The 14,988-nt window shown below is 67.8% G+C and carries 13 protein-coding genes and 1 pseudogene; 8 read left to right on the top strand and 6 right to left on the bottom strand.

Annotated elements, in window-relative coordinates; all coding sequences use genetic code 11:
* The first annotated feature begins 246 nt into the window (after positions 1-246).
* The gene (locus WS61_RS28440; RefSeq protein WP_059505475.1) at positions 247-1,149 is read left to right on the top strand and encodes a LysR substrate-binding domain-containing protein; all 903 of its coding nucleotides are present in this window, start codon (positions 247-249) and stop codon (positions 1,147-1,149) included.
* A 173-nt stretch (positions 1,150-1,322) separates the two neighbouring features.
* Entirely contained in the window at positions 1,323-1,643 is a 321-nt protein-coding gene (locus tag WS61_RS28435; protein WP_006478890.1) for a pyrimidine/purine nucleoside phosphorylase, read from the top strand.
* A 98-nt stretch (positions 1,644-1,741) separates the two neighbouring features.
* Here the strand turns inward: WS61_RS28435 and WS61_RS28430 are convergent, their stop codons facing one another.
* The 4 genes from WS61_RS28430 to WS61_RS28415 form a co-directional block, all read right to left on the bottom strand.
* Positions 1,742-2,074, bottom strand: a complete 333-nt coding sequence (locus tag WS61_RS28430) for a hypothetical protein (protein ID WP_179949320.1) — start codon at positions 2,072-2,074, stop codon at positions 1,742-1,744.
* A 482-nt stretch (positions 2,075-2,556) separates the two neighbouring features.
* Entirely contained in the window at positions 2,557-4,344 is a 1,788-nt protein-coding gene (locus WS61_RS28425; RefSeq protein ID WP_059505473.1) for a chloride channel protein, read from the bottom strand.
* A 20-nt stretch (positions 4,345-4,364) separates the two neighbouring features.
* Positions 4,365-4,778 carry a MarR family winged helix-turn-helix transcriptional regulator gene (locus WS61_RS28420; protein WP_059505471.1) on the bottom strand — a complete coding sequence of 138 codons (414 nt, stop codon included), beginning with the start codon at positions 4,776-4,778 and terminating at the stop codon, positions 4,365-4,367.
* A gap of 122 nt (positions 4,779-4,900) precedes the next feature.
* The gene (locus WS61_RS28415; RefSeq protein ID WP_059505469.1) at positions 4,901-6,073 is read right to left on the bottom strand and encodes an HPP family protein; all 1,173 of its coding nucleotides are present in this window, start codon (positions 6,071-6,073) and stop codon (positions 4,901-4,903) included.
* A gap of 361 nt (positions 6,074-6,434) precedes the next feature.
* Here WS61_RS28415 and WS61_RS28410 point away from each other — a divergent pair, with 361 nt between their 5' ends.
* On the top strand, positions 6,435-7,403 hold the full coding sequence (locus WS61_RS28410; RefSeq protein ID WP_059505467.1) for a LysR family transcriptional regulator: 969 nt from the start codon (positions 6,435-6,437) through the stop codon (positions 7,401-7,403).
* A 28-nt stretch (positions 7,404-7,431) separates the two neighbouring features.
* Here the strand turns inward: WS61_RS28410 and WS61_RS35860 are convergent.
* Positions 7,432-7,610: pseudogene (locus WS61_RS35860) on the bottom strand (MFS transporter); the annotation flags it as partial.
* 66 nt (positions 7,611-7,676) lie between these two features.
* Here WS61_RS35860 and WS61_RS28405 point away from each other — a divergent pair.
* On the top strand, positions 7,677-8,585 hold the full coding sequence (locus tag WS61_RS28405; protein ID WP_059505465.1) for a LysR substrate-binding domain-containing protein: 909 nt from the start codon (positions 7,677-7,679) through the stop codon (positions 8,583-8,585).
* Positions 8,586-8,764: 179 nt separating this feature from the next.
* On the opposite strand, the gene WS61_RS28400 is transcribed toward WS61_RS28405, so the two are convergent.
* Positions 8,765-9,853: a calcium:proton antiporter gene (locus WS61_RS28400; protein WP_034204707.1), complete on the bottom strand. Its 1,089-nt coding sequence runs from the start codon at positions 9,851-9,853 to the stop codon at positions 8,765-8,767.
* 542 nt (positions 9,854-10,395) lie between these two features.
* On the opposite strand from WS61_RS28400, the gene WS61_RS28395 reads away from it, so the two are divergent.
* The 4 genes from WS61_RS28395 (at position 10,396) to WS61_RS28380 (ending at position 14,981) form a co-directional block, all read left to right on the top strand.
* Positions 10,396-11,952: a 3-hydroxyacyl-CoA dehydrogenase gene (locus WS61_RS28395; protein ID WP_059505463.1), complete on the top strand. Its 1,557-nt coding sequence runs from the start codon at positions 10,396-10,398 to the stop codon at positions 11,950-11,952.
* A 55-nt stretch (positions 11,953-12,007) separates the two neighbouring features.
* Positions 12,008-13,330 carry a phenylacetate--CoA ligase PaaK gene (gene paaK, locus WS61_RS28390; RefSeq protein ID WP_059505461.1) on the top strand — a complete coding sequence of 441 codons (1,323 nt, stop codon included), beginning with the start codon at positions 12,008-12,010 and terminating at the stop codon, positions 13,328-13,330.
* Positions 13,331-13,370: 40 nt separating this feature from the next.
* Entirely contained in the window at positions 13,371-14,171 is an 801-nt protein-coding gene (locus WS61_RS28385; protein ID WP_059505459.1) for an enoyl-CoA hydratase-related protein, read from the top strand.
* Positions 14,172-14,309: 138 nt separating this feature from the next.
* Positions 14,310-14,981 (top strand): MarC family protein, encoded by a 672-nt coding sequence (locus tag WS61_RS28380; RefSeq protein ID WP_059505457.1) that lies wholly within the window; start codon positions 14,310-14,312, stop codon positions 14,979-14,981.
* Positions 14,982-14,988 lie beyond the last annotated feature (7 nt).

Genomic DNA, 14,988 nt, shown 5'->3' with positions numbered 1-14,988 from the left:
CCTCGCTCGCACTGGCGAGCGTTGGCAGCCGGATTTCAATTGCGCATGACATGGGCTGTCTCAAGATGGTTGCTGTGGGGCCGGTGGGGCGTTTGACGCGCATGTGACGACCAAGCATATAAATTTCTTTTGCGTACCAGAAGCTGCTAAATTGCTTTGGTGCACACCGTCGGTTGCCGCTCGGGAATACCCTGAGCCATTGCGCGGCCGGCCGCACAGGGTTTCCACGGATCACGCATTGCCGCCATGAAATACCACCAGCTGAAAGCGTTCGTCACCGCCGCGGAAGAAGGGAGCATTCGCGCGGCCGCGCGGCGCCTGAACGTGTCGCCGGCTGCGCTCACGAAGGCGGTCAAGGAACTGGAGATCGCGCTCGGCGTATCGCTCGTCGTGCGCACCGCACGCGGCGTGCAGCTGACCGCGTTCGGCCAGCAACTGCAGGTGCGCGCGCGGCTGATCGTCGCCGAAATGCAGCGCGCCCGCGACGACATCGAGCAGGCACAGGGCGCGATGACGGGTTCCGTCGCGGCGGCGATCACGCCGGCGGCGGCGGTGACGATCCTGCCCGACGCGTTTCGTGCGTTCCGGCGCCGCTTTCCGGTGGCGCGCGTCAATCTGATCGAAGGATTTCCTGGCGTCGCGCTGCCGCGCCTGCACGACGGTTCGCTCGATTTCGCGGTGGCCGTCGTCGTCCCCGAGTTGCTGGCGGCCGAGTTCGATCACGCGGAACTCTATGCGAGCCGTTCGCTGATCGTCGCGCGCAAAGGGCATCCGCTCGCGTCGGCCACGTCGCTCGCCGATCTCGTCGAAGCCGACTGGCTGATGAATCCGTCGCCGGAAAGCTCGACACAGGTGCTGTTCAACTCGTTCGTCGCGTACGGGTTGCCGGTGCCGGCGCGCGTCGTCGAATGCCCGAGCTTCGGTCTCGCGCACAGCCTGATGACCGGTTGCGACCTGATCGCATCGATGCCCGAGCAATTGTTGCAAGGCGAATGGGCGCGCGATCAGCTCGCGGTACTGCCGATCCGCGAGCGCTTGCCGGCCGTATCGGTGCAGGTCGTCACGCGCCGCGACAGCCCGCTGACGCCGGCCGCGGCGATGCTGCTCGATTGCCTGCGCGATTCCGCGCGGCGCAAGGGATTGCGGTGAGCCGTCACCCCGCGCAGATCACGTAGTGATCCTGACGATCGTGTGCCCGGCATGTGCGGGCCGCATGCGATTCCGACGCACGTTGCGCGAGCCGGTATCATAGCGGCCGGCCCGCCGCTACGGCCGGCCTCCCACTCCATCGCCATCCGGCATCCAGCAATCAGAGGCATCACATGACCAGTGCAACCCAATTCGACAACGTATCGGTCGTCAAGCGCGCGAACGTCTATTTCGACGGCAAGTGCGTGTCGCATACCGTGCTCTTCCCGGACGGCACGCGCAAGACGCTCGGCGTGATCCTGCCGTGCGCGCTCAACTTCGGCACGGATGCGCCCGAATTGATGGAAGTGCAGGCCGGCAAGTGCCGCGTGAAGCTCGACGGCAGCAGCGAATGGCAGACCTACGGCGCCGGCGAATCGTTCTCCGTGCCGGGCAAGAGCCGCTTCGACATCGAAGTGCTCGAGACGCTCGATTACGTCTGCAGCTACCTGTAAGACGCTTTCCGCGCAGCAAAGAAAAAGCCCCGCCGAAGCGGGGCTCGTCGCAAACGGATGGCGCAAGGCCATCCGGAGCGCCTGTTCTCGTTACGTCGTCACAGGCAGGCGTTGATGTCGCCGGCGGACGCTGCGTCGCCGCGCACGCCGACCCACGTCTTCGCACCCGGCTTCCACGACGGACGAACCATCGCGGCGGCGCCGTTCGGCGGCTGCTGGCCCGGTGCGTACACGTCGGTCGCCAGGCCGTTGGCCAGCACGTTCTGCGAGATCACCTGTTGTTGCGACTTGTCGGCCCAGGTCTTGGCGATGCACGCCGAGACGTCGGGAGCCGCTTTCTGGCTTTGTCCCACGTTCTGCACGGCAGATTCGGCGGCATGAGCAGAAATTGCCACGGTCAATGCGATGAGCGGTAAGTATTTCACGTTCACGTTATCTCCCTCGAGTCGTGATTGATTGAGTGGGATGCGCAGCAGTGCTGCGTTCAAGTGAGATCGCATCTGGCAGGCTCGGTTCCGGTCATTCCGAAACAAGTTGTTAACGCGCTTGCCAAACGGCGGCTCGGATGCTGCGCATGTTGCTGCGGCGCCGCATGCGTCGCGTATGGCTCGACGTCATGCGTGGCGGTCGGTGCGCTGCCCGGTCGTGGTGTGGTGAGGTGACGGCCGCGGCGGGCGGCATGTGCTGCATGCCGCGCCGCGACTCTTTATCTGAATGACGAAGTGGAATGGCTGATGGATGGCCCCGTCGCATGAACACCATGATGACAAACTTTCGTCCGCCGAATTGTTAACCAACTTTAAACGGATAAGGTGGCCGCGATGCGACGCGGCGCGCGACGGGCGCGCGGCATCGTGCAGCGACGTGAGGCGGGGAAGCGGTGCGCGGCAGGGCGCCGCGCACGCGGGTTGTGTCAGCCGATCTTGCGCGAGCCGACCTCGCGCAGGTTGGCCGGGACGATCGGACGGAAGCGTTCGCGTTTGTGTTCGTCGTCGAAGTGCTGGAGTGCCGGCTTGATCAGGTCGCTGCGCGACACGATGCCCGTGATGCGCAGCGATTGCTCGTCGGCGACCACCGGCAGGCGCTCGAGGCCGAGCATCGCGAGACGCGAAGCGACGACGCGGCACGTTTCGTGAGCCAGCGCGACGGCCGGTGCGCGATCGGCGAATGCGGCCGAGATCGGCGTATCGGCGCTCGCCTGTGCACGCTGGGCGTCGAGCGTCGCGCGATCGACGAGGCCGAGCAGGCGGCCGTTCTGCACGACCGGATACGCGCGGTGCGCCTGCTTCGCGCCGAAGTATTGCGTCTCGACGGTAGCGAGCGTCGCCGAACCGTCGATCGCGACGAGCCGATCGGCCGACGTCATCACTTCGCCGACATCGTGCCGCTCGAGCGGATCGACGCCATATTCGCGATAGATGTGGTAGCCGCGGCGTGCGATCTTTTCCGTCATGATCGAGCGCTTCATCACGATGGTCGCGAAGCCGTGCGCGACGAGCGTCGCGGCGAGCAGCGGCAGCAGCGCGTTGGCGTCGTGCGTGAGGCCGAAGGCGAACACGATCGCGGTGAGCGGGGCGCCGAGCGTCGCACCGAGCGTCGCGGCCATGCACACGAGCGGCCACAGCACCGGATCGCCGCCCGGCAGCACCGGCGACAGCACGGTGCCGAGGCCGGCGCCGAGCATCAGCAGCGGGGCGAGCACACCGCCCGAGGTGCCCGAGCCGAGCGCGATCACCCACATCACGGCTTTCACGATCAGTAGCGCGAGCGCGACCTTCAGCGCGATGTGCTGGTGCAGCAGGTCGCCGATCACGTCGTAGCCGACGCCGAGCGCGCGCGGCTCGAGCCAGCCGCCGATGCCGATCACGATCGCGCCGAGCGCGGGCCACCACATCCAGTGCATGGGCAGCTTCGCGAAGGCGTCCTCGACGCGGTAGAGCGCAGCTGACAGCCCGCACGCGAGCATGCCCGACAGCAGGCCCGCGACGATGCACGACAGCAGCGCGACGGGCGTCGGCGCGGCGGTCGTCACCGGAAACAGCGGATCGACGCCGAAGAACACCGCGCGTGCGAAGCCTGCCACCGCGCACGCGAGTGCGACCGGCAGGAAACTGCGCGGACGCCATTCGAACAGCAGCAGTTCGACCGCGAGCAGCACGGCGGCCACCGGCGTGCCGAACACGGCCGTCATGCCGGCGGCCGCGCCGGCGACGAGCAGCGTCTTGCGCTCGGCGGCGGTCACGTGCACGCATTGCGCGATCAGCGAGCCGAGCGCACCGCCCGTCATGATGATCGGGCCTTCGGCGCCGAACGGGCCGCCGCTGCCGATCACGACGCCGGACGACAGCGGCTTGAGGATCGCGACCTTCGGCGACATGCGGCTCTTGCCGAACAGGATCGCCTCGATCGCTTCGGGAATGCCGTGGCCGCGGATCTTTTCCGAACCGAAACGCGCCATCAGGCCGACGATCAGCCCGCCGATCACCGGCACGGCGATCACCCATGCGCCGAGCGTGTTGTTCGCGGGCGAATGGTCGGCGAACGAGAACTGCTGGAAGAAGAACAGGTTCGTGAACAGGTGGATCAGGCTCAACAGCACGAACGCGGCAAGCGTGCTGAGCAGGCCGATCCCGGCGGCAAGCAACGCGATCCTGGGCAGGCGTTCGTTGATCGCGAAATCGCGTTTGTGTGGTGCGTTCATCGGCGTGGCGAGGGCAAGGGTCAGTAATCGATCTGGGGAACCTGGAACGCGCCCTTGAGCGACTTCAGCTCGGCGCGGTGCATGGCCGCGAGACGGGCGAGCAGCGTTTCGCCTGCCTGTTCGAGGTGGACTTCAACCTGGCGACGGTCGGCCTCGCTCGGCTTGCGCTTCACGAGCCCGAGCGCTTCGCAGCGCGTCACCAGCGCCACGACGCCGTGGTGCTGCGCCTGCAGGCGTTCCGCGAGCTCGCCGATGGTCGCCCATTCGCGATGCGGATAGCCCTTGATGTGCAGCAGCAGCAGGTATTGCAGCGGCGTCACGCCTTCGCTTTGCGCGGCGCGTTCGGAGAAGCGCTCGAAGCGGCGCATCTGATAGCGGAACTCGGACAGTTGCTGGAAATCGCTTTTCGCGAGCGCGCGTCGGGTATCGTTCATCGAGGTCGGGCGGGCAGTCGGTTACGGTGGCGGTAAATATATCACAACATGATATAAATGGCCGAAATGCAGCGGAATGTTGCATTTCGCATTTCGCAGGCGGTGACGGCGCGGGATGCGCGCTACGCGGCCTCGAGCATCCGGGTCTGCCGATAAAGGCCCGTGACGAGATCGGTCTGCGTGATGATGCCGACGAGCCGGCGCGACGCATCGACGACCGGAATATGGTGGTGGCCCGAATGCGTGAACAGCGGCACGAGCGCCGTGATCGGCATCGTTTCCGGCACCGATGCGACGTCGCGCGTCATCACGGACGCGACGCTCGCGGGCTGGCCGCCGAACGATTGCGGCAGCCGTGCGGACAGGCGTTGCCACAGCGGGGTCGGGCGGCGCAACTGGCGCGTGAGGTCGGCGCGCGTGACGATGCCGGTCAGCCGGCCTTCGCCGTCGACCACGGGCAGCGCCTTCACGCGGTGACGGTCGAGCAGCGTCAGTGCGGCCGCGATCGACGTCGACGGCGCGACCTCGATCGCATTCTTCGTCATCAGGTCCGCGCACTTCAACTGGCCGAACGTGCGCGTATAGGCCTGCATTTCGGTTTCGCGCAGCAGCGCTTCGAGATCGTCCGGATCGACGTCGAGCCATTCGCTGCGGCGCTTCAGCACCGCGTCAAGGTCGCCGCGCGTGAAGCCGCCGCGCGCCGGTGCGGCGCCGGCCTGCTGTTTCGCTTCGGGGCGTACGCCGCCGTGCGGATAGCGGTGCCCGGTCAGCGCGTGATAGACGAGCGCGGCCGAGAGCAGGATCGCCGATTGCAGCGCGATCGGCTGCAGGACGAAGCCGAAGCCGAGCGAATGGATCGCGGGGCCGCCGACCACGGCCGTGAGCGCGACGGCGCCCGACGGCGGATGCACGCAGCGCAGCGCGAACATGCCGCCGATCGCGCAAGCGATCGCGACCGCGGCGGCCGTGATCGGATCGGCGATCCATTGCGCGCACGCGACGCCGACCGTCGCCGCGACGAGGTTGCCGCCGATGATCGACCAGGGCTGCGCGAGCGGGCTCGCCGGCACCGCGAACAGCAGCACGGCCGACGCCCCCATCGGCGCGACGAGTAGCGGCACGAGGCCCGGCACGCCAGGCAGCAGCCGCATCGTGACGCCGACCGTCGCAATGCCCACGAGCGCGCCGGTGCACGAGCGCAGGCGCTCGCGCCAGCCGAGCGTCATCGGATGGGGAATGAAGCTGTGCAGCCATTGCCGCAACGTGCGGCGCGACGGGGAGGAACCTGACGACATGGATGGTAAGCGGTAGAAATGACGGCGCGGGGCGGGGCGACAAGCGCGGAATTATATCGCGTTATGATACATGTTGTCGCGCTGCATCAAGCCATTTCACTCGCGTGATGCGCAAGTCTTGCAAAAACCTTTCATCGAATGAGAGCTTCCGCGCGCGTCATCGCGCAAATTTGTCTGCAGCGGCGTACAATTCGGCGCAGTCAATTCCCCCCGTCATGCCAGAACCCCGTCCGCGATGCCTGCTCTCCCGCCTTTTCCCCGGCACGGCGATCGATTCGGCGCGGTTCGCGGCCGCGTTCCGTTGCTCCTCTGACGCGAGCGCCGCCGACGCCTCCCCACTGACTTTCCCCAAGCCAATTCAATGGACATGCTCGAAAACATGCGCCTGTTCGTGCGCGTTGTCGAAGCCGGCAGCTTTACCGCGGTCGCGAAGGAAATCGACGCGACCACCGCACAGGTGTCGCGCGCCGTCTCGAACCTCGAAGCCCACGTACAGACGCGCCTGCTGCATCGCACGACCCGCCACCTCGGCCTGACCGAAAGCGGCGAGCGCTATTTCGAGCGCGCGAAATCGATCCTCGCGGAACTCGACTACGCGAACGCGGAGGCGCGCAACGCGCTGTTGCGGCCGAGCGGCAAGATGCGCATTCATGCGATGACGGGACTCGGGCAGAGTCATGTCGTGTCGTCGATCGTGCGCTACCAGGCGGACAATCCCGACGTGTCGGTCGAGCTGACGCTGGCGCAGCGGATGCCGAATCTGGTCGAAGAGGGCTACGACGTGTCGATCGTGACGGCGTCGCAGTTGCCCGATTCGGGCTATGTCGCGCAGACCTGCGGCACGAGCTGCAGCGTGCTCGTCGCATCGCGCGAATATCTGGCGCGGCACGGCACGCCGCACACGCCCGACGATCTGCCGAACCACGTGTGCCTGCGTCTCGACACGCCCGCGTCGCCGGCCGGCGAATGGCGGCTCGAGCGCAGCGACGGCGAGGAAACCGTCTACGCGCTGCAGCCGGCGCCGTTCCAGGTCAACGTGCCGGACGCGCTGTGCGTCGCGGTGCGCGCCGGGCGCGGGATCGCGTGCGTGGCGCTGTATACGGTGCTCGACGATATTCGCGAAGGGCGCCTGATCCGCGTGCTGCCCGAGTACCGGCTGCAGACGGTCAGCGTCTATGCCGTCTACGCGACGCGCCGCTATCTCGATGCGAAGATCCGCACCTTCCTCGATCACTTGCGCACGACGCTCACGCCGGCGCTGGAGAACGATCTGCGCGAGCTCGACCGACTCACGACGGAGCACATGCCGGGCGGTCGCCAGTCTGCGTGACGGCGCGTGCGTGCCGCCGCGCCGCTCGTGCGGCCGGCGCGATGCGGATCCGCTCGAAGCGGCCCGCGAGCCAGGCATACGCCGCAATGCCGATCAGCCCATGCGCGGCGACGAACCATAACGCGCCGCCGAACGAGCCCGTGCTGGCGACGAAGTAGCCGATCGCAGCGGCGTGACGATCCCGGCGAAGTTACCGATCAGGTGGAACCGAGTATAGAAATCGCATCGATATCGGTCTAACATCGAAAGACTATCGATTGATTCAAGATTTGAATGATTGAGCTCCATCAGCTTCGCTGTTTCGTCGCGGTGGCCGAAGAGTTGCATTTCGGCCGTGCGGCCCGGCGGCTCTTCATGACCCAGCCGCCGCTCAGCCGGCAAATCCAGTTGCTCGAGCACGCGCTCGGCATCGCGCTGCTCGAGCGCAGCAGCCGGCAGGTCAGCCTGACCGCGGCCGGCGAACGCTTCCTGCGCGACGCGCGGCACATCCTCGAATTTTCCGCACGGGCCGAGCAGGCCGCGCAGCGCGTCGCGCATGGCGGGGCCGGGCGCATCACGCTCGGGTTCACGGCCGTCAGCGCGTACCGGATGATCCCGGTGCTGCTCGCGCACGCGGCGCATGCGTTGCCGGACGTCGACGTCGAACTGCGCGAGATGGTGTCGACCGTGCAGATCGACGCGCTCGCGTCGCGGATGCTCGACGCGGGCTTCGTGCGCCAGCGCGCCGCGCGCCAGCCGCTCGAATACCGGCTCGTGCAGCGCGAACCGATGCTCGTCGCGGTCGCGGAAGGCGCGCCGCTCGCGGCCTACGAGCAGATCGGCCCCGACGAGCTCGACCGGCAGCCGTTCATCGCGTATTCGCCGAACGAGGGCAAGTATTTCCACGACATGATTTCGGGCATGTTCGCGGGTGCCGGGCGGCTGCCGAACTACCTGCATTACGTCGGGCAGACGCATACGATCCTCGGCCTCGTGCGCGCGGGGCTCGGCGCGGCGCTCGTGCCCGCGTCGGCACGCGAGCTCCATGTGGACGGCGTGGTGTTCCGGCCGCTGGCGGGCGTCAACGTGGCGGCCGAGTTGTATCTCGCATGGCGCGCGGACAACGACAATCCGGCGCTGCCGGTGTTCAACGCGATGGTCGAGCGGTTTCTGACCCAGAACACGGACGACACGGGCGTCTAGCCGCGCTTGCTCGCGCGAGCGGGTACCCGCAGCCAGGTGCCGGGTGACGCGCCGTCGATCCGGAAGCATCGTGCGACTGCAGCCGGCAACGGCGGCGTGGAGCGGAGGAGGGGAAAGGGACTGGAAGACGTGCGCGCGGCCGTGCGGCGAGAATCCGCCGGCCCGCGCGCATCGGGACGTCAGTGGGTGATCGACAGGAACAGATACGCGGCGAACAGCGCGACGTGCACGACGCCGTGCAGCACCGTCGTGCGCCCCTGGCTCAGCGTGAGCGTGCTGACCAGCAGCGTGAGCGCCAGCAGGACCGTTTCCATCGCGCCGATCCCGAGCGTGAGCGGCTGGCCGACCCAGATGAACACGGCCGCGACGGTCGGGATCGTGAGCCCGATGCTCGCGAGCGCCGAACCGAGCGCGAGGTTCATGCTGGTCTGCAGGCGGTTCGCCCGCGCGGCGGTGACGGCCGCGAGCCCTTCCGGCAGCAGCACGAGCGCGGCGATCACGATACCGACCGCGGCTTCGGGCGCACCGAGCTTCAGCACCGCATGCTCGACGGCCGGCGACAGCAGCTTCGCGAGCAGCACGACCGCGACGAGGCTCGCGAACAGCAGCACCATGCTGATGATCGCGGTGCGGTTGCTCGGCGCCGCCGCGTGTACCGCTTCGTCCGCGCTGTCGTGCGCGGCGAGGAAGTAGTCGCGGTGGCGCACGGTCTGCACGAACACGAATGCGCCATACAGTACCAGCGACGCGACGCCGGCGAACGCGAGCTGCGATTTCGAGAAGAACGGGCCGGGCGCGGCGTTCAGGTAGTTCGGCATCACGAGCGACAGCACCGATAGCGACGCGAGCACCGCCAGCGCCTTGCTCGCGCCGCGCCCCTGGAAGTCCTGTTCGCCGTGCTTCCATGCGCCGACCAGCAGGCAGATGCCGACGATGCCGTTACAGATGATCATCACGGCGGCGAACACGGTGTCGCGGGCGAGGCCCGATTTCTCGGGGCCCGCGCCGAGCATCACCGACACGATCAGCGCGACTTCGATGACGGTCACGGCGACCGCGAGCACGAGCGTGCCGAACGGTTCGCCGACGCGGTGCGCGACGACTTCCGCATGGTGGACGGCGGCGAACACGGCGCCGGCGAGCGCGGCGGCGAACACCGCGATGACGAGACCTTCGACCGGCACGACGCGCGACAGCGCGAGTACCAGCCAGGCGGCAAGCGGGGCCCAGAGGGTCCAGCGCGGGAGCTGGTTGGACGAGAGCGGCATGAGGGTTTCCTTATGCGAGTGGCGGCGCGCGACGCGCCGTCACGGGTTGACGAAGCCCGGCCGTACTATCCGCCGAACGAAGACGATGAAACCGAAGAGGGGCGGCACGCAACGGCGCTGCCCTGGGTTCGCTGCCGCGAGGCGGCGAGGGGCGCGGGCGGGCCGAAGCCCGTCGCGGGATGAAACGGTTCGAAGCGGTTGTCCGCGGACAGCGAGACGAGCACACGTGGGGGCGCGCGGTCCGGAAGCTCGATTCGACCCCGGAAAGGGGCGATGGACGGCGATGACGGCGCGACACGTATTCCCCCTGAAATCCGGCAATTTGTCGAATTTTATCAGGCGTTCGGGGGTCACTATCTCATATTCGAGACCTTGCGTTGACCTTTCGGTTTACAAAAAGTTGCCCCGATCTTTCGATTTTTTGTCATTGCAGGTTTCGTAACGGTCACTTGCCCAACACATTCGGGCTTGCCCTGACATAAATCTACCGACCGGTCGGTTTATAATCGCTCGCACTTCCACTTCATGACGGATCGCAAGCGATGGCTGTTTCCTCTGCATATTCGGTGAACTCGGGCGCGCTCGCGCCGTCGGCCGTCGTCGGCGTGATTGGTGCCGGCGCGATGGGCGCGGGCATTGCGCAGGTCGCGGCGGCGGCCGGCCATGCGGTGCTGCTGTACGACCTGAGCGAGGCGGCCTGCGACAAGGCGTTGGCCGGCATCCGCGCACAGTTTGCGCGGTTGGCGGAGAAGGGCCGGCTCGAACCGGCGCGGGCCGAGGCGGCCGGCAACCGGATCCGCGCGGTGCGCGCGCTGGCCGATTTCGCGGGCGCCGCGCTGATCGTCGAGGCGGCGGCCGAACGGCTCGACGTGAAGCGCGAGATCTTCGCGACCCTCGAACGCCATGTCGACGACGCATGCGTGTTGGCGACCAACACGTCGTCGATCTCGATCACGTCGATCGCGGCCGGGCTGCGCGTGCCGCAGCGCATCGCCGGCCTGCATTTCTTCAATCCGGCGCCGCTGATGGCGCTCGTCGAGGTGGTCAGCGGGCTCGCGACCGCGCCCGAGGTCGCCCGAATGCTTCATGCGACCGCCGCCGCGTGGGGCAAGCAACCGGTGATGGCGAAATCGACGCCGGGCTTCATCGTGAACCGCGTCGCCCGGCCGTATTACGCGGAGGCGCTGCGCGTGCTGAACGAGCAGGGCGGCGCGCCGGCTTCGATCGACGCGGTGATGCGCGAAGCCGGCGGCTTCCGGATGGGGCCGTTCGAGCTGATGGACCTGATCGGCCACGACGTGAATTTCGCGGTGACCGAGTCGGTGTTCCGCGCGTACTTCAACGACCCGCGCTACACGCCGTCGCTGATCCAGCAGGAACTCGTGAATGCGGGCTTCCTCGGGCGCAAGTCCGGGCGCGGGTTCTACTCGTATGCGGACGGCGCGACGCCGCCCGCTCCCGATCTCGAACCTTCGCGCACCGCGCCGGCCGAGGTCGCGCTGTTTGCACAGGATGGCCCGGCCGCCGCGCTGCATGCGCGCTTCGTCGACCGCATCGCGAACGCGCGGCGCAACGACGCGCATGCCGACGATCTGCTCGCCGTGGCCGGCCGCGCGTCGATCGCGCTGACCGACGGCCGGACGGCCACCGCGCGCGCCGCGCAAACGGGCGTGGCGGATCTCGTGCTCGTCGATCTCGCGCGCGATTACGCGCAGGCCGGCCTCGTCGCGCTGACGCGCGCGCTCCAGTGCAGCGACGCGGCGTATGCGGACGCGGTCGGCCTGTTCCAGCAGGCGGGTTTTCGCGTCGTCGGCGTCGCGGACGTGCCGGGGATGGTCGTGATGCGCACCGTCGCGATGCTCGCGAACGAAGCGGCCGACACGGTCAACCAGGGCGTGTGCTCGCCGGCCGATCTCGATCTTGCGATGGAGAAGGGCGTGAACTACCCGTGCGGCCCGCTCGCGTGGGCCGATGCGGTCGGCATCGGCCGCGTGCATCGCGTGCTGTCGAATCTGGCGGCGAGCTACGGCGAGGACCGCTATCGCGTGTCGCCGCGCCTCGCCGCGCTGCACGCGGCCGGCCGCACGTTCCGGTCGTGACCGCCCCGTCACCTCGAACACGACAACGACATCACTCCATTGGAGGAGCACCCCGATGACTCACCCGACGCATCCCGCCGCCGCCCTCGATCCGATCGAGACCGCCAGCCGCGACGAACTGCAGGCGCTGCAGCTCGAACGCCTCAAATGGTCGCTGCGCCACGCGTACGACAACGTCCCCCACTATCGGCGCACGTTCGATGCGGCGGGCGTGCATCCGGACGACCTGAAGTCGCTCGCCGATCTCGCGAAATTTCCGTTCTCGACCAAGAGCGACCTGCGCGACAACTATCCGTTCGGCCTCTTCGCGGTGCCGCGCGAGCAGGTCGTGCGCGTGCATGCGTCGAGCGGCACGACCGGCAAGCCGACGGTGGTCGGCTACACGGCGCGCGACATCGACACGTGGGCGAACGTGACCGCGCGCTCGATCCGCGCGGCCGGCGGCCGCCCGGGCGATACGCTGCACAACGCGTTCGGCTATGGCCTGTTCACGGGCGGTCTCGGGATTCACTACGGCGCGGAGCGGCTCGGCTGCATGGTCGTGCCGATGTCCGGCGGGCAGACCGAGAAGCAGGTGCAATTGATTCGCGATTTCGAGCCGAAGATCATCCTCGTCACGCCGTCGTACATGCTGAACCTGATCGACGAGATGGTGCGGCAGGGGATGGACCCGGCCGAATCGTCGCTGAAGATCGGCATCTTCGGCGCCGAGCCGTGGACGCAGGCGCTGCGCGACGAAGTGGAGGCGCGCGTGGGCATCGACGCGCTCGACATCTACGGGCTGTCGGAAGTGATGGGTCCGGGTGTCGCGTGCGAATGTGTCGAGACGAAGGACGGCCCGGTGATCTGGGAAGATCATTTCTACCCGGAGATCATCGATCCCGTCACCGGCGAAGTGTTGCCCGACGGCAGCCAGGGCGAACTCGTGTTCACGTCGCTGACGAAGGAGGCGATGCCGGTGATTCGCTACCGCACGCGCGACCTCACCGCGCTGCTGCCGCCGACCGCGCGCGCGATGCGCCGGCTCGCGAAGATCACGGGCCGCTCCGACGACATGCTGATCGTGCGCGGCGTGAACGTGTTCCCGAGCCAGATCGAGGAGATCGTCGTCGCGCTGCCGCAGTTGTCGGGCCAGTTCCAGATCACGCTGTCGCGCGACGGTCACATGGACCGGCTCGACCTCGCGGTCGAGTTGCGCTCCGAAGCGGCGGCGTCCGTCACCGACGGCGAGCGCGCGGCGCTCGCGCGCGAACTGCAGCACCGGATCAAGACGATGGTCGGCGTGTCGTCCGGCGTGACGGTGCTGGCGGCCGGCGGCATCCCCGCGACCGCGACCGGCAAGGCGCGCCGCGTGATCGATCGCCGCCAGGCCGCCTGATTTCGATGTGTGCATCGTTCTACCCGAGGAAACCTGTTCGATGGATGAATTGAAGACCCTGGCCGTCGCGGTCGATGCGCGCGGCATCGCGACCGTCGCGTTGCGGCGCGGCGACGTGTTGAACGCGTTCGACGAGACGATGATCGCGGAGCTCACCGACGCGTTCACGACGCTCGGCCGGCGCGACGACGTGCGCGCGATCGTGCTGCGTTCGGACGGTCGCGCATTTTGCGCGGGCGCCGACCTGCAGTGGATGCAGCGCGCGAGCGCGAACGATGCGGCCGCGAACCTGCGCGACGCCGAGCGGTTCGCCGCGATGATGCACGCGATCCGGCAGTGCCCGAAACCGACGGTCGCCCGCGTGCAGGGGCACGCGTTCGGCGGCGGCGTGGGCCTGTGCGCCGCCTGCGACATCGTGATTGCGAGCGATCACGCGCGGTTCTCGGTCAGCGAGGCGCGCTTCGGGATCCTGCCGGCCGTGATCGGCCCGTATCTGGTCGAGGCGGTCGGCCAGCGCCAGGCGCGCCGTCTCGCGCTGACCGCGACGCAGCTCGCGGCTGCCGAAGCCGTCGCGATCGGCCTGATTCATCAGGCCGTGCCGCTCGATGCGCTCGACGACACGCTCGAGCGGACGCTCGCGGAGCTCGGCCGCAACGGCCCGCACGCGCTGACGGAGATCAAGCGCTTTTTCGATGCGATCGGCGAGTACCCGCCGTCGGACGAACGCGCGGCGTTCACCGCGCAGACGATCTCCCGCGTGCGTGCGACGCCGGAAGCGAAGGAAGGCTTCGCGGCCTTCTTCGCGAAGCGGCCACCGGCCTGGGAGGCGGGCGCCGAATAAGGCTGCGCGCCGCACGTTCACGACGATCGACGGCGAAACCGGGCCGGCCGCATTTTGCGGCTCGGGCGCGGGCGCTTGCACTACAATGCGTGACCCCCGGCGCGCTGCCGGCCCCCGTCCCGACCGCTGCTTCGCACGATGATCGTCAATCGCCTCGTCTCCGAGATCCTGTTTGGCTTTACCGGCCTGATCGGCATCATCAATCCGATCGGTATCGCGTTCCTGTTTCTCGAACGGACCGAGGCGCTCACCGCGCACGAACGGGATCTGCTTGCGAGGAAGGTCGCGTTCAACGCATTCGTCGTGCTGATGGTCGCGTTCTTCGCCGGCACGCCGGTGCTGCATTTCTTCGGAATCTCGATGGAAGCGCTGCGGATCGGCGGCGGCTTCGCGGTTGCCGTCGCCGGCTGGCAGATGCTGAACGAACCGGACGGGCCGGGCGGTGGTGACACGCCGGTCAAGCCGATCGACGCGAACGCGATCATGACGCGCGCGTTCTTCCCGTTGACGGTGCCGCTGACGGTTGGCCCCGGCTCGATCGCGACCGCGATCGCGCTGAACGCGAACCGCACGCACAAGCTGTCGGAATTCATGTTGTCGAGCATCGTGTCGATCGCGGTGTCCGTGCTCGTCGCGCTCGTGATCTGGCAGGTCTACAGCCGCTCCGCGCTGCTCGCGCGCTACCTCGGCAGCGAAGGGACCAAGGTCGCGAAGCGCGTGTCGGCGTTCCTGCTGCTGTGCATCGGCGTGCAGATCATGCTGACCGGCTTCTCCGCGTTCCTGCAGCCGCTCGCCGACCAGGTCAAGTAGCCGGGCC

The organism is Burkholderia sp. ABCPW 11 (genome assembly GCF_001523445.1).
GTDB lineage: Bacteria > Pseudomonadota > Gammaproteobacteria > Burkholderiales > Burkholderiaceae > Burkholderia.
Note: the sequence above shows the minus strand (reverse complement) of the source record. Positions and strands in the feature narration are given on the sequence as shown.